Below are 18,204 nucleotides of genomic sequence, written 5' to 3'. Positions count from 1 at the left end.
GGTCACGCAACGTGCGCGCCGTCACACGGACCGGGCGGTGACCCCGGGCGCCGCCGCTCAGTACATTTGAGGTGAACCATCGTTCACTCGGTCGTCCCGCCGGACCGGCCGGACTGGAAGGGGCCCGCCCGTCATGTCGCGCACCACCGGTACCACCTCAGTGATCGTCGCGGGCGCCCGGACGCCCATGGGACGGCTCCTCGGCTCCCTGAAGTCCTTCTCCGCCGCCGACCTCGGCGGCTTCGCGATCAGGGCCGCGCTGGAGCGGGCCGGGATCGGCGGGGACCAGGTCCAGTACGTGATCATGGGGCAGGTGCTCCAGGCGGGCGCCGGACAGATCCCCGCCCGGCAGGCCGCCGTGAAGGCGGGCATCCCCATGGACGTGCCCGCGCTCACCGTCAACAAGGTCTGTCTCTCCGGGCTGGACGCCGTCGCCCTCGCCGACCAGCTGATCCGCGCGGGCGAGTTCGACGTCGTCGTCGCGGGCGGCCAGGAGTCCATGAGCAACGCCCCGCATCTGCTGCCCAAGTCCCGCGAGGGCTACAAGTACGGGGCGGTCGAGGTGCTCGACGCGATGGCCCACGACGGGCTCACCGACCCGTTCGAGTCGATCGCGATGGGCGAGTCCACCGAGCGGCACAACACCCGGCTGGGCATCGGCCGCGCCGAGCAGGACGCGCTCGCCGCGCGGTCCCACCAGCGGGCCGCCGCCGCCCGGAAGAACGGGCTCTTCGAGGCCGAGATCGTCCCGGTCGAGGTGCCCCAGCGACGCGGCGAACCGGTGCTCGTCAGCGAGGACGAGGGCATCCGGGACGAGACCACCGCCGAGTCGCTCGCCCGGCTGCGCCCCGCCTTCGCCCCCGACGGCACGATCACCGCCGGGTCCGCCTCCCAGATCTCCGACGGGGCGGCCGCCGTGGTGGTGATGAGCAAGGCCAGGGCGGTGGAACTCGGACTGGAGTGGATCGCGGAGATCGGCGCCCACGGGAACGTCGCCGGGCCCGACAACTCGCTGCACTCCCAGCCCTCCCGCGCGATCCTGCACGCCCTGGAGAAGGACGGCACCGACCTCGCCGACCTCGACCTCATCGAGATCAACGAGGCGTTCGCGGCGGTCGCGTACCAGTCAACGCGGGATCTCGGGGTGTCGGCGGAAAAGGTGAACGTCAACGGGGGAGCCATCGCCCTCGGCCACCCGATCGGGATGTCCGGCGCCCGGCTGGTGCTGCACCTGGCGCTGGAGCTGCGCCGGCGCGGCGGCGGGGTCGGCGCGGCGGCGCTGTGCGGGGGCGGAGGCCAGGGCGACGCGCTGATCCTGCGGGTGCCGGGGCCCGGTGCCACCGCCACCGGGGCCTGAGCCGTACCGGGGCCGGTCCCGTGCGGGGCCGTGTGCGAGGGCCGCTCCGCGTGGGTCCGGCCGTACCGTCGGTGGCGAGAGCGTCCACGGGCCGACGTCCGTGGACGAGCGGTCCGAGTGGTCCGAGTGTCCGAGGAAGGGAACCGCACGCGTGAACCAGGACGTCGCCGCGCTGGTGGCGCAGGCCCGGCAGGGGCGGCCCCGGGCCGTCGCCCGGCTCATCACCCTGGTCGAGGGGGCGTCGCCGCTGCTGCGCGAGGTGATGGCCGCGCTCGCCCCGCTCACCGGCAACGCGTACGTCGTGGGGCTCACCGGCCCGCCGGGGGTCGGCAAGTCCACCACCACCTCGGCGCTGGTCGCCGCCTACCGGCGGGAGGGCCGCCGGGTCGGGGTGCTGGCCGTGGACCCGTCCTCCCCGTTCTCCGGCGGCGCGCTGCTCGGGGACCGGGTGCGGATGTCCGAACACGCCGGTGACCCGGGCGTCTACATCCGTTCCATGGCGACCCGGGGCCATCTCGGGGGGCTCGCCTGGGCCGCCCCGCAGGCCATCCGGGTGCTGGACGCGGCCGGGTGCGACGTGATCCTGGTGGAGACCGTCGGGGTCGGCCAGTCCGAGGTGGAGATCGCGGCGCAGGCCGACAGCTGCGCGGTGCTGCTCGCCCCCGGGATGGGGGACGGCATCCAGGCCGCGAAGGCGGGGATCCTGGAGATCGGCGACCTGTACGTGGTGAACAAGGCCGACCGGGACGGGGCCGACGCCACCGCCCGGGAGCTGAACCACATGCTGGGCCTCGGGGAGGCCCGGGGCCCGGGGGACTGGCGGCCCCCGATCGTGAAGACCGTCGCCGCCCGGGGCGAGGGCGTCGACGAGGTGGTCCGGGCGCTGGAGAAGCACCGCGCCTGGATGGAGGAGCGGGGGGCGCTCCTCCACCGCAGACGGGCGCGCGCGGCCCGGGAAGTCGAGACGATCGCCGTCACCGCGCTGCGGGAACGGCTCGCCGACCCGCACCGGGACCGCCGTCTCCAAGGCCTCGCCGAGGACGTCGTCCGGGGCCGTACCGACCCCTACACCGCCGCCGACGTGCTGACCCGGGAGCTGACCGGCGGCTGACGCCCGGGCGGGGGGTTTCCCCGGGCGGCGGCCACCGGTCGGTCCTGGCCGGACGGGCGTCCGTCAGTCGTCGTCGCCGTCGGTGTCGTCGGCGCCGTCCTTGGCCGGGACGGCCTTGGCGGTGTCGAGGGAGACGGTCCAGTCGCGCTCGTGGGAGCCGCTCACGGTCTCGACGTCCCAGACGGCTCCGGAGGAGCGCTCGGTGTCGAGGTCCAGGGAGGTGACGGGACCCTTGGCGGCGGCGGCCTTCGCGGCGTCCACGGCGCTCACCGGGGCGGCCTTCGCGGCGGCGAGGTCGGCCTTGACCTCGTCCCGGTCGTCGCCGTCGTCGTCCTTGTCGAGGGAGGAGCCGAGCACCTTGCCGTTGCCCGGGTCGATCACCACGGTGTAGACGTCGCGCTTGCCGTCGATGATCTCGACGTCCCAGGCGACCTTGCCGCCGTCCTCCTCCAGGTCCACGGCGACCGCGGTGCCGGAGCGCTCGGCCAGCGCGGCGGTGATCGCGTCGGCGGCGGAGAGCTTCACCCCGGACGGGAGCCGCTCGTCACCGTCGCGGTCGTCGCGGTCGTCGTCCCGCTCGTTCTTGTCGTCGTCGCGGTCGTCCCTGTCGTCCCTGTCGTCCGCGTCGTCGTTCCGGTCGTCGCGCTCGTTCTTGTCGTCCGCGTCGTCGTCCCGGGCGTCCTCGCGGGCCTCGGCTTCGGTCAGCCGGACGCTCGACTCCCGCACCGTGCGGTCGTCGCCTCCGTCGCCTCCGGCGACCGCCACGGCGGTGGCGGTGCCCCCGCCCACCAGCAGTGCGCCGGCGATGGCGGCGATCAGGACCTTGCGCTTCATGGAACCCTCCCGAGTCCGCTGTCGGTCCGCCGTGTTTCCGGCGTCTCCGTCGTTCGTTGACACCAATCTGCGCCAGGCATGCTGAAGCGACGCTGAAGGATGCTGAAGGGATCTTCAGCTTCCGTTTGGGACCCTGTCCCCATGCGCCTTTTGATCGTGGAGGACGAGAAGCGGCTCGCCCTGTCCCTCGCCCGTGGACTGACCGCCGAGGGCTACGCGGTGGACGTGGTCCACGACGGGCTGGAAGGGCTGCACCGGGCCGGTGAGGGCGACTACGACCTCGTCATCCTGGACATCATGCTGCCCGGGATGAACGGCTACCGGGTCTGCGCCGCCCTGCGCGCGGCGGGCCACGAGGTGCCGATCCTGATGCTCACCGCCAAGGACGGCGAGTACGACGAGGCCGAGGGGCTCGACACCGGGGCCGACGACTACCTCACCAAGCCGTTCTCGTACGTGGTGCTGGTCGCCCGGGTCAAGGCGCTGCTGCGCCGCCGGGGCCGGGCCGGGGGCTCCCCGGTGCACGTCCTCGGCGACCTCGTCGTCGACACCGCCGCCCACCAGGTGCGCCGGGGCAAGGACGAGGTGCCGCTCACCGCGAAGGAGTTCGCGGTGCTGGAACAGCTGCTGCTGCGCTCCGGCGAGGTGGTCTCCAAGAGCGAGATCCTGGAGCACGTCTGGGACTTCGCCTACGAGGGCGACCCCAACATCGTCGAGGTGTACGTGAGCGCGCTGCGGCGGAAGCTGGGCGCCTCCCTCATCCGCACCGTGCGCGGCGCGGGCTACCGGCTGGAGGCCGGACGGTGAGACGGCTCTTCGGTTCGGTCCGGGCCCGGGCGGCCCTCGGCGCGACGCTCGTGGTGGCGGTCGCGCTGGTCGCGGCGGGCGCCGGGGTCGTCCTCGCGCTGCGCATCAACCTCACCGACCAGGCGGGCACCGAGGCGCAGGCCGCCGCCAACCGGGTCGTCTCCCAGCTCGCCACCGGCGTCCCGGACGGCGACCTGGACCTGCCCGACGCCGAGGACAGCCCGGTCCAGGTCCTCGACGAGGACGACCGGGTGATCGCCGCCAGCGAGGGCCTGGAGCGGATCAGCGGCACCGGCTCGTCGCAGGTCGGCCCCGAACGGACGCCCGGCTCCGGCGACGGCGGCGACTCCGACGGCAAGGACCACGACGGCAAGGACTCCGGCGACGGGGACTCCGGCGACGGGGACTCCGGCGGCAACGGGGACTCCGAGGACGACCGGGACGACGACGCGGACCCGGAGGGCGACGGGGAACGGGAGCCGGTGGAGGTCTCCGAGGACGTCGACTGGAGCGACGGCTCCGCGACCGTCAACGGCGACACCGCCGAGTACCGGTTCGCCCGGATCACCCTGGACGTGCCGGACCGGGGCGAGCTGCGGGTGTACGCGGGCGGCCCGCTGTCCGCCGAGCGCAGCGCCGTGGGGACGGCGACCACCACCATGCTCATCGGCTTCCCGCTGCTGCTGGTCGTGGTGGCCGGGGTGACCTGGCTGGTGACCCGGCGGGCGCTGCGTCCGGTGGAGGGCATCCGCCGGGAGATGGCGGCGATCACCGCCTCCGAGGACCTGCGGCGCCGGGTCCCGGAGCCGGACACCCATGACGAGGTCGCCCGGCTGGCGCGCACCACCAACGCCACGCTGGCGGCCCTGGAGGAGTCGGTGGAGCGCCAGCGGCGGTTCGTCGCCGACGCCTCCCACGAGCTGCGCAGCCCGATCGCCTCGCTCCGCACCCAGCTGGAGGTGGGCGCCGCGCACCCCGAGCTGCTGGACGTGGCGGGCGCCGTCGAGGACACCGTGCGGCTCCAGCAGCTCGCGGCGGACCTGCTGCTGCTCGCCCGGCTGGACGCGGGGGAGCGGCCCGGGGACGCCCGGCTGGACCTGGCGGCGACGGCCCGCGAGGAGCTGTCCCAGCGGGTGGGCGACCGGCTGCCGGTGACGGAGGACCTCGACCACGCCGAGGTCGCCGGTTCCCGGGGGCAGCTGGTCCGGGTGCTGGGCAATCTGGTCGACAACGCGCAGCGGCACGCCGCGACGGGCGTGACGGTGACGGTGCGGGCGGGGGACGGCGTCGCGGTGCTGGCCGTCGGGGACGACGGCGACGGGGTGCCGGAGGCCGAACGGGAGCGGATCTTCGAGCGGTTCGTCCGGCTGGACGACGCGCGCAGCCGGGACGACGGCGGGGCGGGTCTGGGGCTCGCGATCGCGCGGGACGTGGCGCGGCGGCACGGGGGCACCCTCACGGTGCGGGAGTCGGCGTCGGGCGGGGCCCTGTTCGAGCTGACGCTGCCGCTGGCCCCGTCGTCCTCCTGACCGCGCCGGGGTCCGGGGCGCGGGGGCGCTGTTCGGCGGGCCCGTCCCCCGTCCCTCACGGGTCGTTCCGCGGACGGTGTTCCGTCGGCGCTGCTCCCGGGGACGCCGCGCCGGTTCCGGGGAGGGGGTGCAGGTCCGGGTGACGGTGCTCGCGCGGTGTTCCCCGGACGGTGATCCGGGGCGTCGGTTCCGGGCGGTGTCACCGGCCTGTGTGCTCAGCCGGTGTGCCCAGCCGGTGGTTCCCCGGTGCCTCTTCGGGTGGTGCCACTGGTGGCGCCTCCGGCGGGGCGGACCCGGGCGGGTCCGGGCGGGCCGGGTCGGGGCGGACGGCCGCGGGTGTCTCCCGCGCGGCTGCGGTACCGCCCCGGTGCCGCCCCCGGGCGGGTTGGCCCGGGGGACGGTGAGCGGGTCTGGCCCAGGCCCGCTCTCGCGGTCCGGTCGGCGCGGGTCAGAGCCTGCCGCGCTGGACGCGGAGGTGTTCCGCGATGGGGGTGAGCGCCTTGTGGAGGGTTTCGAGGTCCTCCGGACCGATCAGGTCCATGAAGTGCCGTCGTACGGAGGCGACGTGGTACGGCGCCACCTTGCGCATGGTCTCCAGGCCGTGCTCGGTGAGCACGGCGTACAGGCCCCGGCGGTCGGACTCGCAGTGCTCCCGGCGCACCAGTTCCGCGTTCTCCATGCGGGTGATCTGGTGGGAGAGCCTGCTCTTCGACTGGAGCGTGGAGGCGGCGAGGTCGCTCATCCGCATCCGGTGCTCGTCGGACTCCGAGAGGTTGACGAGGATTTCGTAGTCGTTGATCGTCAGGCCGAACGGCTGGAGGTCCTTCTCCAGCTGGTGCTGTAGAAGCCGGTTGACCTCCAGGTGGGTGCGCCAGGCGCTCTGCTCGGCGTCGGTCAGCCAGGGGGTAGCCGTCTCGGTCTCCATGAATCCTATTCTACCCTAAGAGGTTGAATTGTTAACGAAACTGGGGGATGTGACGCTGCGCACGCGTTCGATGTCACACTCCGCAGACTACCGCTCACAGCCCGAAGCGACGCTGCAGGTCGCCCAGCTGTCCGGGAAGGCGCGGTACCCCGTGCGCCGGTCCGCCCCGCCCCCCGGGCACCCCCGTCTGGTGCGGCACCGCCCCCGTGTCCCGCTCGGCCCTCACCCGCTCGCTGGACTGCAACAACACGGTACCCGCCCCCACGAACTCGAACTGGTGCTCCTCGCCGGACACCCCGCCGACGCCCGTCAGCGCACGTAGACCGCCCATCACCCCCGCCATGTACGCGTGGTCGTAGTGGTGGCACGGCGAGGGGCAGTCCGCCCAGCCCACCAGGGCCTGCGGATCCACCCGCAACGGAGGCTCCAGGAACACCACCGGCCCGTTCGACGCGGCGACGAACTTCCCCGTCCCGATCAGGGTCAGGAACCCGGGCACGATCGACTGCTTCAGCGCGAGACTTGGCTGAAAAGCGAGCAGGTTCCCCGAGCGGATCGTCAGGTTCCCGTCGTCCAGGTCGAAGGAGTTCACGTCGAACGCCCGGTCGGCCAGGAGGAATTTGCCTGATCCTGACGCCACCACCCAGTCACCCGCGTGCAACGGCGAATGGAACGAGGCGCGCACCAGCCGGTCCAGCCGCCCGTGGCCGATCCCGTCGAACCGCATCGTCCCGTAGTAGGCGATCATCTTGCCCTTCTGCAGGAACCACTCGCTCCCCGAGAGTTCCACGCAGAAGGTGTAGGCGTTGACGTTGTCGTCCGACGGCAGCGTCTCCGGGTCGTACGCGACCGGCCCGTCGGGCTTTCCGGATGCCTGCGGTGTGGTCACAGCTTCTCCTCCGACGCCTGGACGTACACCACGCCCAGACCGCTCAGTTCCAGCTGGAACGCCTCGCCCGAACCCCGTCCCACCATGTCCCGCCAGCCCAGTGCCGTCGAGAGGCCGCTGCGCAGCTCGCCCCGGTGCGCCACGTACGCCTGCGGGTCCACGTGCACCGGACGCCCCGGGGCCACCGGCACCTCGATCACCCCGCCGTGCGCCATCACCGCCACCGAGCCCCGGCCCTGGAGCGTGGTGGTGAACAGGCCCTGCCCCGTCATCTGGCCGCGCACCACGCCCATCACCCCGCCCTGCGCGCCCAGGAACAGCGTGCCCTGGCGCAGCGTCCCGTCGAAGGCCAGCAACCGGTCCGCCTCCACGTACAGGGTGTCGTCGGACAGCTCCACCACCTGGACGTGGTGTCCGCCGTGCCCGAACATCACCGTCCCCGAGCCCTCGACCGTCATCAGCGGCGTCGCCTCCCCGGCGACCCGGCGCCCGATCATCGACGTCAGCCCGCCCTGACCGCCGCCCGCGTTCGGGGTGAACGTCACCTCGCCCCGGTAGGCGAGCATCGCCCCGCGCTGGCTGAACAGCCGCCGTCCGGGCGCCACGGTCGCCTCGACCACCTTCGCGTTCACCGCGCGGAACGGCATCAGACGTCCCCTCCGACCGTAGTCCGCTCGCTGGGCTGCACGTACACCAGGCCGTCCCCCTCGAACCGGACCTGGAACGCCTCGCCGCCGCCCTCCCCGACCAGGGTCCGGAACGTCACCCCCGACTGGAACGACTGCCGCAGGTTCCCCTGGTGCGCCACGTACGCCCCCGGGTCCACCGACAGCGGGTACCGGGGGCTCACCCGCAGCACCACCGCCGGACCGTCCGAGGTCAGCGCGGCCTGCCCGGTGCCCTCCACCGTGGTGGTGAAGAACCCGCCGCCCTGGGCCGCGCCCCGCAGCCCGGTGAAGGTGGTCCCGGTGCGCAGTCCCGGGTCGGTGGCGAGCAGGTTGTCCGCCTCCACGTGCAGCGTCTCGCCCCGCAGCCGCACCAGGGTGATCTCGCTCGCCCGGTCCGCGAACCAGCAGGTCCCCTCGCCCGTCACCTCCATCACGGTGAGCTGCTCGCCGGTGAGGCGCCGGGTGACCGCGCCGCGCAGTCCCTCGCCGCCGCCGCTCAGCTTCCGGAAGCCCATCCGGCCGTCGTACGCGACCATCGAGCCGTTCTTCGCCCTGACCGAGTCGCCGGACATGTCGACGGCGAGCACTCTGCTCCCTTGGAGCCGGAACGTTGCCACCCGGGGACCGTAGCCCGCGTCCGGCGCTCCCGGACAGGGGTCCCGGCGCGCGGGCCGCCCGCGCGTGCCCCCGTCCGCCACCGGCGCCCCGTCCGCCCCCTCCGTGGCGCGGGCGAGGCCCGGGCGCGAGGCGGGTGCGAGGCGGGTGTGACGCGATCGTCAGCGTCGGTGGGCACCCCGGGCGGGGAGGAGCCGGACACCGGTGCCACAATGGGCCGAACGCTTGTGCACGCTTTCACAAAGCGTGCGGCGTCGTTCCGCCCCTCCGAAGCCCGAAAGTCCGAAGGTGACCTCCCCCGTGGACATCAAGACCGCATCCGCACTCCGCCGTCTGCGCCTGGTCTCGGCGCCCGAGGCCGTGTCGTTCCTGCTGCTGCTCGTCTGCTCCGTGCTCAAGCGGACCACCGAGTTCAACGCGGTGCCCGCGATGGGCGCGATCCACGGCGTGCTGTTCGTCGTCTACGTGCTCTTCTGGCTGGACGCCTGGAACCGCACCAAGTGGTCGCTCGGCACCGCCGCCCTGTACTTCGTGTGTGCCGTGGTGCCCTTCGGCGGGTTCGTCGCGGAGCGCCGCCTCAAGCGCGAGGCCGAGGACGAGGTCATCGCCGCGCGGGCCCGTCGCGAAGGGGTCGTTGAGGCTTGACATCCTCCCTCTCCCTCAAGCTCAAGGGAGGGGATTCCTGGCTCGGGCTGCCTCTGGGAGCGGCGCTCCCGGGGGTCTTCCGCCGTCAGCGCCAGCCGGGTTGAGACCGGCCCGGACCAGCATCACGCGGGCGGAGTTCTTGTCCCTGGGCGAGACGGTTCCGCATGCGGTGCAGGTGTAGGTGCGTTCGGAGAGAGGTAGTGCGTGCTTGGTTCTCGCTCCGCACGACGCGCAGTCCATGGTGGTGTGCGCGGGGTGTACAAGACGGATGTCCCGTGCGTGTTTGCGGCCCATGTCGATCAGGGCCGCCTTGGTGGCGCCGATCGCCGCGTCCGCGGCCTTGCGGGCCATGGTGGTCTTCGCGAGGAACTTCGGACGGAAGTCCTCGACGGCGATCGCGTCGTGGTCCCGGACCACGGACTTGGCCCATTTGCGGGCGGTGTCCTGACGCTGCCGGGCGACCTTCTTGTGCGCCTTCGCGGTCTGCCGCCGTGCTTCGCGGTAGCCCTTGGAGGCGGCCTGGCCGCGCGCGGGGCGGCGGCGGGCCATCATCCGCTGGTAGCGGGCGAGGCGCTGAGTGGCCTTCGCGCCGTGCCCGGGGTGCGGGAGGTCGTGAGTGTCGGATGTGGTGGTGGCGGTTTCCCTGACGCCCCAGTCCACGCCCAGGACGCGGCCGGTGGTCGGGAGCGGCTGTGCCTCGGCGGCGACGACGAACGAGGCGTACCAGCGCCCCAGGGCGTCCTGGTGGACCCGTACCGAGGTGGGGGCGGCCGGAAGGTCGCGGGACCACACGACCGTCAGCGCGATACCGCCCGCGACGTGGAGGCGGCCGTCTTTCAGGCGGAATCCGCGCCGGGTGTAGTTCATGGTGGGCAGCGCGTCGCGCTTGCGTTTGACGCGGGGCATCCCGGCGCGCTGCCGGACCGGCAGCTTCGCCTTGATGTCCTTCAGCGCCTTGGCGCGGGACCTGGCGAAGTCGCGGATGGTCTGCTGCTGCGGCACCGAGGCACCCTCACGCAGCCACGCCATCGAGGCGCGGGCCTCAGTCAGCATTCTGTCGAGCTGCGCCGGGCCACATGTGGTCTTGCTGGCGGTGTCCCGGTTCGCGGTGTGGACTTTTCGGGACGTGGCAACGCATTCGTTCCAGATCCACCGACAGCGCGCCCACTCGGCCATCAGGCCCGCACGGGCGGTCGACGACACGCGGAGCCGGTAGCTGTACCGGGCGTGCCCGACGTCCCCCGGAACCTTCGATGGTGTCGCCATGACACCACTTTAGCACTGGCAAGCCACCCGGAACCCACTATTCTGAGGTCATGGATGAAGAGAAGCGCATCACGCTCCGCCTGCCCTCCGACCTCCACACATGGCTGGCCGCTCAGGCAAAGTCCGCCCGCAGATCCCTCAACTCCGAGATCGTCTACCGACTGGAAGCCGAGCGCGCCACCATCGCGGCCGACACCGAATCACCCTGACAGTGATCCGGCTTCCCCCGCCCCACTCCGCAGGAATCCGATTTCTCCCCGGTCTGAAGACCGGGGCACCCCTGGAGGAACCTGGTGATCGTCGCGTTCTCCGTCACCCCGCTCGGCGTCGGCGAGGACGTGGGGGAGTACGTCGCCGACGCCGTCCGGGTGGTCCGCGAGTCGGGGCTGCCGAACCGCACCGACGCGATGTTCACCTCCGTCGAAGGCGAGTGGGACGAGGTCATGGACGTCGTCCGGCGGGCCGTCGCGGCGGTCGAGGCGCGCGCTCCCCGGGTCTCCCTGGTCCTCAAGGCCGACATCCGCCCCGGGGTGACCGACGGCCTCACCTCGAAGGTCGCGACGGTGGAACGGCACCTGGCGGAGGGCTGAGCGCCCCGCCCACCGCTCCGCACGACGGCCGCTCCCGGGTTCCGGGGGCGGCCGTCGGCGTGTCCGGGCGCCCCCTCCGCTACCCGGCCCGGCGGGGGGCGGGGCGCGAGCGCTCCCGGGGACGGGCGAGCACGTCGTAGGGGTGCGGCAGCGGACGGTCGCTCGCCGCCGTCAGCCGGGCGTCCTGCTCCGGCGTCAGCTCCCAGCCGCTCGCCCCGAGGTTGTCGGTCAGCTGTTCCGGGGTGCGGGCCCCGATGATCGGCGCCGTCACGCCCGGACGTTGCAGCAGCCAGCGCAGCGCCACCTGGGCGGGGGTGCGCCCGGTCTCGTCGGCGACGGCGCGCACCGCGTCCACGACCCGCCACGTCTCCTCGGTGTCCCGGTCCCGCCAGCTCTCCCGGCCCTGCCGCTCCTGGACGACGGCCTCGCGCGAGCCGACGGGCGCCTCGGTCATGCCCCGCCGGTACTTGCCCGACAGCCAGCCGCCCTGGAGGGGGCTCCACGGGATGACCTCGACGCCCTCCGCCTCGCTCAGCGGCAGCAGCTCCCACTCCAGCTCCCGCGACAGGAGGTTGTAGAGCGGCTGGAGACAGACGAACGGCTCCCACCGGTGGGACCGGGCCACGTCGAGCGCCTTCTGCAACTGCGACGGCGTCACGCTGCTCGCCCCCAGATAGCGCACCTTGCCGTCCCGCACCAGGGTGTCCAGGGTCGACAGGGTCTCCTCGACCGGGGTCTCCACGTCCCACATGTGCGTCTGGTACAGGTCGATGTAGTCCGTGCGGAGGCGGCGCAGACTGCCCTCCACCGCCGCCAGGAGGTGCTTGCGGCTCAGTCCCGAGTCGTTTCCGCCGCCCTCGCCCGTCGACCCGAAGACCTTGGTGGCGATGACGAGTCCGTCGCGGTTGCCCCGGGCCTTCAGCCAGCGGCCCAGGACCTCCTCGGAGGCACCCCGCCCGTAGATGTCCGCCGTGTCGACGAAGGTGCCGCCCGCCTCGGTGAAGGCGTCCAGCATCCGGTGCGAGGTCGCCTCGTCCGCGCTGTCGCCGAACGTCATGGTGCCCAGGCACAGTTCGCTGACGCGTAACCCCGTTCCGCCCAGGAACCGCTTCTCCAGAGGCTGTTGGCGTTCCATCGTTTTGGGCTCCGCTCCCTCGGTGGCTGATGGGGCCACTCAAATACGGTGAGCCGGAGGGGAGCAAGCCGGTTTTTCCGGGGCCCATGCGGCTACCCGGCCGGTCGGGGGTACGGCGTGTCCCCGTTCGGCGGGGGCCGGTTCCGGTCCCGTGGTACACCGGAACGGTCGACCGACCGCGATCCGAACCGGGGGGACCAGCCATGGGCCGACCGAACAGCGCACCGTTGCCGCGTGACACCGGCGTCCTGACCGTCGGGCTGCACCCCGGCGCGCTCGACTACGGCTCCATGCCCGACAGGATCGACGAGGCCGCGCTCACCGCGCGGATCGCCGCCGGGCGGGCGGCCCTGCGGGACGCCGGGTTCGACACCGTCTCCTGTCTGGTCGACGCCGATCCCGAGCGGGCCGAGGCGGCCCTGCGCGAGCGGCTCGGGGAGCGTTCCTTCGGGCTGGTGATGATCGGTGCCGGGGTGCGGATGATCCCCGAGCACACCCCGCTCTTCGAACGGCTGCTCAACGTGCTGATCGAGGAGGCGCCCGGGACACGGGTGTGCTTCAACACCTCCCCGGAGAGCACCCTCGACGCGTTGCGGCGGTGGATCGAACCGTAGGGGGAGGGGGAGGCGGGTGGGACGGCGGGCGGTCGTTCCGGTCGTCGTCCCGGCCGCCCGTCCGTTCCACCTGTCCCTCCGTCCGGCCGTCCGCTGTGGGCGGCTCACGCCGTCGGGGTCACCGCGCGGACGATCGCCGCCTTGGCCAGCCGTCCCAGCGTCCCGGTCAGTACGGTGGTCCGCATCGAGTCGTCGCCGCGCACCAGTTGGAGCATCCCGTCCCGGCGGCCGAGGCTCAGGCACTGCGCCACGTACGAGAAGGAGTACGGCGCGGTGGTCCGTCCGCTCAGGACCCGGCCCAGATAGGTGCCCATCGGCAGGGCGGTGGCGCAGCCCATCCGCAGTTCCCCGGTGCCCGGCAGGGTGACGGCGGCGGCGTCCCCGATCGCGTACACCTCGGGGTGCGACACCGAGCGCAGCCGCTCGTCCACCACGACCCGGCCGTCCGCCGTGACGGCGAGTCCCGCCTCGGCGGCCAGCGGGTGGGGCTCCAGCGACGCCGTCCAGACCACGTGCCCGGCCGGGACCGGACCCCGGTCGGTCTCCACGCCGTCGGCGGTGACGGCGGTGACGGTGCGGTCCTCGTCCAGGGTGACGCCGAGGCGCTCCAGGGTCCGCCGTACGTGGCGCTCGCCCTTCGGGGAGAGCCAGCCGCCGATCCGGCCCGCCGAGACCAGCCGCACCCGGCGGCCGGGGTGCGCCTCGGCCAGTTCGGCCGCCGTCTCGATGCCCGTGGCGCCCCCGCCGACCACGGCGACCGGTCCGTTCCCCGGGGCCGCCAACCGCTGGTGCAGCGCGGCGGCCCGTTCGGCGGGGAAGGCGTGCTCGGCCGCCCCGGGGACCTCGTGGAAGGCGGTGCGGCTGCCGAGGGCGTACACCAGGACGTCGTATCCGACGGTCTCGCCGGTGTCGGTGCTCAGCTTCCGGGCCGCCAGGTCGATCCCGGTGACCCGGGCCCGTACCCGGGTGATCCGGCCGCGGCGGACCAGATCGGCCAGGGCCGGGCGCCGTTCGGGGTGACCGGCCGCCGTCTCGTGCTGGCGGACCCGGTGGAGGAAACGGTCCTCGGGGGCGATCAGGGTCACCGGACGGCTCCTGCCCGCCCGGGTGGCCGCCGCCAGCCCGGCGTAACCCGCGCCGATCACCACGATGCGCTCGCCTGTCATGTCTCCTCCTGTGGTGCGCCGGGCGCGCCGGTGGAGCGCGCTTGCACAAGAGGGACGACGCGGCCGGACGGTGTGTGACGGTGACCCCCGTCACACACCGTCGGCGTCTCCGGCCACCTCACAGATGGGTGAGCTTCTCCGGGTTGACCACGGCGTAGGTCTCGGCGATCAGGCCGTCGACCACGGTGAACGCGAGCACGCCCTGCACCCGGCCCGCGATCGACCAGACCAGCCCGGGTTCCCCGTTGACCAGGGTCGGGGCGATCGTGAGCTCCGGGGTGAGGAAGCGTTCGACCAGCCCCAGCACCAGACGGCCCACCTTGTCCGCCCCGTACACCGGACGGGTGCTCGCGGACACCAGTCCGCCGCCGTCCGAGTGCCAGACCACCCGGGGGTCCAGGACCGTCAGCAGCTTCCCCAGGTCGCCGCCCGCGGCGGCCTCCGCGAAGGCCCGGACCGCCTCGCGGTGCTCGGCGGTCGGCACCGGGCCCCGGTACCCGTCCGCCCGCAGCCGCCGCCGGGCCCGGGAGGCCAGCTGGCGGACGGCCTCGGGGGAGCGGTCCAGTGCGGTGGCGATCTCGTCGAAGCCGATCGAGAAGAGGTCGTGCAGGACGAACGCCGTCCGCTCCGCCGGGGTCAGCCGCTCCATCAGCGCCAGTACGGCGAGCGACACCGACTCACCCAGCTCGGCGTGGTGCGCGGGCTGGTCCTCGTCGCTCAGCAGCGGCTCGGGCAGCCACTCGCCCACGTACGACTCCCGGCGGACCCGGGCCGAGCCGAGCAGGTCGTAGCAGAGCCGGGTGACGACCGTGGTGAGGAACGCCCTCGGCTCCCGCACTCCGGAGCGGTCGACGGCGCGCCAGCGCAGCCAGGCGTCCTGCAGCACGTCCTCGGCGTCCGACAGACTGCCCAGCAGCCGGTAGGCCACCGCCCTCAGATAGCGCCGCTGGGCCTCGAAGGCGGCCAGCCCGTCGGGGTCTTCGGACGCGGCGTGTGGTGCGTCGTGCGCGTGCGGTGCGTGTGGTGCGTCGGGGTCGTCGGGGGTGTTGAGCGCGTCGGGTGCGTGGGGGCCGTCGGGGCCGAGGGGTGCGGGGGGCCCGTCGGGTCTGTCGCCCGGTCGTTCGTCGTTCACCCGGGCACGATAACCGGGGCCGAACGCGGTGCCCAGGGCGCCCCGTTCACCGTCCTGCGGCGAGGAGGGCCTCGCCCAGTGGGGTCCGCGCGTAGCGGACCTGGTGGCCGTGGCGGTGGGCGGTGAGCAGGCCCGCGTCCCGCAGCGCGGTCAGATGCGCGGACACCGAGGACGGGGCGAGCCCCAGACGGCGCGCCAGGACCGTGGTGTTCGCGGGCCCGTCCAGCGCTTCGAGGACGCGCGCCCGGTTCCCGCCCAGCAGCCGGGCCAGCGCCGAGGGCCCCGCCGGGGTCCGTTCCCGCGCGGTCCCCCCGCCCCACAGCGCGCCGAGGCCCCGGACCGGATAGGCGAGCGTCGGCTGCCAGGGCGCGTCGTGTCCGCCGATCACGTCCGGCCAGGAGAAGACGCTCGGCACCAGGACCAGTCCCTGTCCGGTCAGCCTGCGTTCGTGGTCGCCGTGGAAGGCGACGGTGAGGGTCGAGTCCGTCCAGACCAGCCGTCGGTCCAGCTCCCCGAGCAGCGTTCCGAGGCCCACGTCCGCGAGCCGTCGCGCGCGGTACGCGACGTCGGCGTCGAGCAGGGCGCGCAGCCGGGGCCAGTCCGGCTCCACCAGGATCCGCCAGGCCCGTTCCAGCAGGTCCGCCAGCCGGTGCACGGCGCGGGCCGGGTCCGCGAGCAGTTCCCGGGCCAGCGGGGTGCCGGCGGCGCCCGGGGTCCCGCCGAGGGACGCCTCCATCTCCGCGCGGGCCGCCCCGGGGTCGGCGGCCCGCACCCTCGCGATCTCGTCCTCGAACCGGGCCGCCGGGCCGATCGGCGGCGGGCCCAGCCAGTCGGGGCTGTGCCCCCGCCGGGGCATCAGCAGCCACAGCGGACGCAGATCGAGGTGCCGTCCGGCCTCCTCGGCGCGTCGCAGCCAGCGCGGGTGGTAGGCGTGCCGGTCGGGCCGTCCGAGGGTGCGCACCGCCTCCTGGGTCTCCCACAGCGGGGAGACGGCGAACCTCGACGTCAGCAGGTCGTCCGGGGTGAAGTGCAGACGCAACGGCACGGAGGTCTGTCTCCCTGGGCGCGGCGGTGGTGTCGGCCGTTGTCGGCGGTGACGATGGTGACGGGCGGTGTCGGTGGTGTCGGCGGGTGGGGCGCGGGGTGTGCGGGGGTGCGCGGGGTGGGGCCCGGGCGGGGCGGGATGTGCGGGGCAGGACGGGCCGGGCGTGTGGTGCGGTGCGGGCGTGCGGGCCGGGATGGTGCGGGAAGGCGCGTCGGGCCGTTGCCGATTCGGCCCACGCCGAATCAGTATGCCGGGCGGGGGCGGGCGGCCAGGGTGGGGTGCCATGACGTCGCCACCGCCACCACCCCCACCGCCACCACCCCCACCGCCACCACCCCCTTCGCCGCCATCGTCCCCTTCGCCTCAGCCGCCGTCATCCCCTCCGTCGCCGTCGCCGTCGCTGTCCCCTTCGCCTCAGCCGTCGACGTCCCCTCCGTCGTCGGCACCCCCGTCGCCGGGTCTTCCGGAACCGTCCGCCGGGAGTCCGGAACCGTCCGCCGGGAGCCCGGGAGGGACCGCCGGGAGTCCGGAGCCGTCCGGGAGCCCGGGAGGGGCCGACGGGCGCGGTTACCGGGACGTGTTCCGGGTGGCGGAGTTCCGCTGGGTGTTCGCGGCGCACCTGTTCTCGCTGCTCGGCGTCGTCGTCAGCGAGATCGCGCTGACCGTGCTGGTGTACCGGCTGACCGGCTCGCCGTTCCTGAGCGCGCTGGCCTTCGCGCTCGGGATGCTGCCCTATCTGGTCGGCGGGACCCTGCTGGCCGGGATCGCCGACCGCTACCCGGCGCGGCGGGTGCTGGTCTGCTGCGACCTGGTGTGCGCGGCGTGCGCCGCGCTGATGGCGCTGCCGATGACCCCGGTGGCGGCGCTGCTGGCGCTGCGCTGCGCGGTCGCGGTGGTCTCGCCCGTCTTCCAGGGCACCCGGATGGCGACCCTCGCGGACGTCCTCGGCACCGGCGACCGCTTCGTCCTGGGACGCTCCCTGCTGCGGATCGTCTCGCAGAGCGCGGTGCTCGCCGGGTTCGGACTGGGCGGGCTGCTGCTGACCGTGGTGTCGCCGCGCGGGGCGCTCGTCGTCACCCTGGGGACGTTCCTGCTATCGGCCCTGCTGCTGAGGGCGGGCACCCGGCGGCGTCCCGCCCGGACGGGGCGAGGGGGGCCGCTGACCCGGTACTCCCTGGCGGGGGTGCGCGCGGTGCTCGGGCACCGACGGCTGCGCGCGCTGCTGCTGTTCCTGTGGGTGCCGCCGATGTTCGTGGTCGTCCCGGAGTCGCTGGCCGCCGTGTACGCGGACCGGATCGGCGCGTCCACCGCGACGGTGGGACTGCTGATGTGCGCGATGCCCGCCGGGACGGTCCTCGCCGAGCTGTATGTGGGCTCCGCGCTGTCACCGCGTGCCCGGGAACGGATCGCGCTGCCGCTCGGCGCCCTTCTGCTGCTGCCGCTGACCGGGTTCGTCCTGGTGCCCGGGGCGGGCTGGGCGGCGGCCCTGCTGGCGCTGTCGGGGGCCGGGTTCGCGTACACCCTCGGGGCCGACCGGTGGTTCGTGGACGCGGTGCCCGAAGAGTTGCGGGGCCGGGCGATGACCGTGCACACGGCCGGGCTGATGACGCTCCAGGGGGTCGGGATGGCGCTGGGGGGCGCGGCCGCCGAGGTCGTCGGGGTCGGCGCGGTCGTGGCGGGCGCGGGGGTGCTGGGCACGGTGGTGTCCGTACTGCTCGCCGTCGAGGTCCGGCGCTCGGCGCGGGGCGGTCCGGACGGTCCGGAGGCCGGGAAGGGCGGTCCCGGGCGGGGCGGCGGCGCCCCCGCCGGGCGGCGGGGAGGGGCCGGACCGAAGGGCGAGACGGGGCTGACCGGCATATGACCGGCCGGTAGGGTC

19 protein-coding genes and 1 pseudogene are annotated in these 18,204 nt (G+C 73.9%); 9 read left to right on the top strand and 11 right to left on the bottom strand.

The genetic code is table 11. The features are described 5' to 3' along the window. Positions 1-133: 133 nt before the first annotated feature. Together ACVWNX_RS09240 and meaB are read left to right on the top strand one after the other, a co-directional pair. Complete coding sequence (locus ACVWNX_RS09240; RefSeq protein WP_454413409.1) at positions 134-1,357, top strand: acetyl-CoA C-acetyltransferase; 1,224 nt, start codon at positions 134-136, stop codon at positions 1,355-1,357. 151 nt (positions 1,358-1,508) lie between these two features. Continuing rightward, positions 1,509-2,468, top strand: a complete 960-nt coding sequence (gene meaB / locus ACVWNX_RS09235; protein ID WP_454413408.1) for a methylmalonyl Co-A mutase-associated GTPase MeaB — start codon at positions 1,509-1,511, stop codon at positions 2,466-2,468. Positions 2,469-2,531: 63 nt separating this feature from the next. Here the strand turns inward: meaB and ACVWNX_RS09230 are convergent, their stop codons facing one another. Further along, entirely contained in the window at positions 2,532-3,302 is a 771-nt protein-coding gene (locus ACVWNX_RS09230) for a PepSY domain-containing protein (RefSeq protein ID WP_454413407.1), read from the bottom strand. Positions 3,303-3,443: 141 nt separating this feature from the next. Between ACVWNX_RS09230 and ACVWNX_RS09225 the strand changes: the two genes are divergently transcribed. After that, positions 3,444-4,109, top strand: coding sequence for a response regulator transcription factor (locus tag ACVWNX_RS09225; protein WP_454413406.1), 666 nt, complete (start codon positions 3,444-3,446; stop codon positions 4,107-4,109). Further along, positions 4,106-5,638, top strand: a complete 1,533-nt coding sequence (locus tag ACVWNX_RS09220; protein WP_454413405.1) for a sensor histidine kinase — start codon at positions 4,106-4,108, stop codon at positions 5,636-5,638. The genes ACVWNX_RS09225 and ACVWNX_RS09220 overlap by 4 nt, the downstream gene beginning before the upstream one ends. A 448-nt stretch (positions 5,639-6,086) precedes the next feature. Here the strand turns inward: ACVWNX_RS09220 and ACVWNX_RS09215 are convergent, their stop codons facing one another. The 4 genes from ACVWNX_RS09215 to ACVWNX_RS09200 all read right to left on the bottom strand — a co-directional run bounded on the left by ACVWNX_RS09215 (position 6,087) and on the right by ACVWNX_RS09200 (position 8,737). Beyond that, positions 6,087-6,563: a MarR family winged helix-turn-helix transcriptional regulator gene (locus tag ACVWNX_RS09215; RefSeq protein ID WP_454413404.1), complete on the bottom strand. Its 477-nt coding sequence runs from the start codon at positions 6,561-6,563 to the stop codon at positions 6,087-6,089. A 94-nt stretch (positions 6,564-6,657) separates the two neighbouring features. After that, positions 6,658-7,452 (bottom strand): AIM24 family protein, encoded by a 795-nt coding sequence (locus ACVWNX_RS09210; RefSeq protein WP_454413403.1) that lies wholly within the window; start codon positions 7,450-7,452, stop codon positions 6,658-6,660. Next, a complete protein-coding gene (locus ACVWNX_RS09205) occupies positions 7,449-8,099 on the bottom strand; it encodes an AIM24 family protein (RefSeq protein WP_454413402.1) in 651 nt (216 codons plus the stop codon). The genes ACVWNX_RS09210 and ACVWNX_RS09205 overlap by 4 nt, the downstream gene beginning before the upstream one ends. Next, complete coding sequence (locus ACVWNX_RS09200) at positions 8,099-8,737, bottom strand: AIM24 family protein (RefSeq protein ID WP_454413401.1); 639 nt, start codon at positions 8,735-8,737, stop codon at positions 8,099-8,101. The genes ACVWNX_RS09205 and ACVWNX_RS09200 overlap by 1 nt, the downstream gene beginning before the upstream one ends. 298 nt (positions 8,738-9,035) lie before the next feature. Between ACVWNX_RS09200 and ACVWNX_RS09195 the strand changes: the two genes are divergently transcribed. Further along, positions 9,036-9,380 (top strand): DUF3817 domain-containing protein, encoded by a 345-nt coding sequence (locus ACVWNX_RS09195; RefSeq protein ID WP_454413400.1) that lies wholly within the window; start codon positions 9,036-9,038, stop codon positions 9,378-9,380. 21 nt (positions 9,381-9,401) lie between these two features. Here ACVWNX_RS09195 and ACVWNX_RS09190 read toward each other — a convergent pair whose 3' ends face one another. Continuing rightward, entirely contained in the window at positions 9,402-10,646 is a 1,245-nt protein-coding gene (locus ACVWNX_RS09190) for an RNA-guided endonuclease InsQ/TnpB family protein (protein ID WP_454413399.1), read from the bottom strand. 29 nt (positions 10,647-10,675) lie between these two features. On the opposite strand from ACVWNX_RS09190, the pseudogene ACVWNX_RS09185 reads away from it, so the two are divergent. After that, positions 10,676-10,855, top strand: a pseudogene (locus ACVWNX_RS09185) (toxin-antitoxin system HicB family antitoxin); the annotation flags it as partial. Between the two features lie 84 nt (positions 10,856-10,939). Beyond that, entirely contained in the window at positions 10,940-11,236 is a 297-nt protein-coding gene (locus ACVWNX_RS09180; RefSeq protein WP_454413398.1) for an MTH1187 family thiamine-binding protein, read from the top strand. 79 nt (positions 11,237-11,315) lie between these two features. Here the strand turns inward: ACVWNX_RS09180 and ACVWNX_RS09175 are convergent, their stop codons facing one another. Next, entirely contained in the window at positions 11,316-12,353 is a 1,038-nt protein-coding gene (locus tag ACVWNX_RS09175) for an aldo/keto reductase (RefSeq protein ID WP_454414685.1), read from the bottom strand. A 245-nt stretch (positions 12,354-12,598) separates the two neighbouring features. On the opposite strand from ACVWNX_RS09175, the gene ACVWNX_RS09170 reads away from it, so the two are divergent. Next, the gene (locus tag ACVWNX_RS09170; RefSeq protein WP_454413397.1) at positions 12,599-12,985 is read left to right on the top strand and encodes a hypothetical protein; all 387 of its coding nucleotides are present in this window, start codon (positions 12,599-12,601) and stop codon (positions 12,983-12,985) included. A 104-nt stretch (positions 12,986-13,089) separates the two neighbouring features. Here ACVWNX_RS09170 and ACVWNX_RS09165 read toward each other — a convergent pair whose 3' ends face one another. The 4 genes from ACVWNX_RS09165 to ACVWNX_RS09150 form a co-directional block, all read right to left on the bottom strand. Beyond that, positions 13,090-14,151, bottom strand: coding sequence for an NAD(P)/FAD-dependent oxidoreductase (locus ACVWNX_RS09165; protein WP_454413396.1), 1,062 nt, complete (start codon positions 14,149-14,151; stop codon positions 13,090-13,092). A gap of 118 nt (positions 14,152-14,269) precedes the next feature. After that, positions 14,270-15,283, bottom strand: coding sequence for an RNA polymerase sigma factor SigJ (gene sigJ, locus ACVWNX_RS09160; RefSeq protein ID WP_454413395.1), 1,014 nt, complete (start codon positions 15,281-15,283; stop codon positions 14,270-14,272). A gap of 46 nt (positions 15,284-15,329) precedes the next feature. Then, a complete protein-coding gene (locus ACVWNX_RS09155; protein WP_454413394.1) occupies positions 15,330-16,328 on the bottom strand; it encodes an ArsR/SmtB family transcription factor in 999 nt (332 codons plus the stop codon). Positions 16,329-16,570: 242 nt separating this feature from the next. Next, entirely contained in the window at positions 16,571-16,705 is a 135-nt protein-coding gene (locus tag ACVWNX_RS09150) for a hypothetical protein (RefSeq protein WP_454413393.1), read from the bottom strand. A 209-nt stretch (positions 16,706-16,914) separates the two neighbouring features. On the opposite strand from ACVWNX_RS09150, the gene ACVWNX_RS09145 reads away from it, so the two are divergent. Further along, positions 16,915-18,189 carry an MFS transporter gene (locus ACVWNX_RS09145; protein WP_454413392.1) on the top strand — a complete coding sequence of 425 codons (1,275 nt, stop codon included), beginning with the start codon at positions 16,915-16,917 and terminating at the stop codon, positions 18,187-18,189. Positions 18,190-18,204: the final 15 nt, after the last annotated feature.

This window comes from Streptomyces sp. JNUCC 64 (assembly GCF_054484115.1).
The sequence above is the reverse complement of the archived record's forward strand: the minus strand, read 5'-3'. Positions and strand labels throughout refer to the sequence as shown.

Coding starts and splice junctions, on each gene's coding strand:
- ACVWNX_RS09165 (WP_454413396.1), bottom strand. CDS start 14,151: ATGACAGGCGAGCGCATCGTGGTGATCGGCGCGGGTTACGCCGGGCTG.
- ACVWNX_RS09150 (WP_454413393.1), bottom strand. CDS start 16,705: ATGACGGCGGCTGAGGCGAAGGGGACGATGGCGGCGAAGGGGGTGGTG.
- ACVWNX_RS09215 (WP_454413404.1), bottom strand. CDS start 6,563: ATGGAGACCGAGACGGCTACCCCCTGGCTGACCGACGCCGAGCAGAGC.
- ACVWNX_RS09240 (WP_454413409.1), top strand. CDS start 134: ATGTCGCGCACCACCGGTACCACCTCAGTGATCGTCGCGGGCGCCCGG.
- ACVWNX_RS09205 (WP_454413402.1), bottom strand. CDS start 8,099: ATGCCGTTCCGCGCGGTGAACGCGAAGGTGGTCGAGGCGACCGTGGCG.
- ACVWNX_RS09190 (WP_454413399.1), bottom strand. CDS start 10,646: ATGGCGACACCATCGAAGGTTCCGGGGGACGTCGGGCACGCCCGGTAC.
- ACVWNX_RS09225 (WP_454413406.1), top strand. CDS start 3,444: ATGCGCCTTTTGATCGTGGAGGACGAGAAGCGGCTCGCCCTGTCCCTC.
- ACVWNX_RS09230 (WP_454413407.1), bottom strand. CDS start 3,302: ATGAAGCGCAAGGTCCTGATCGCCGCCATCGCCGGCGCACTGCTGGTG.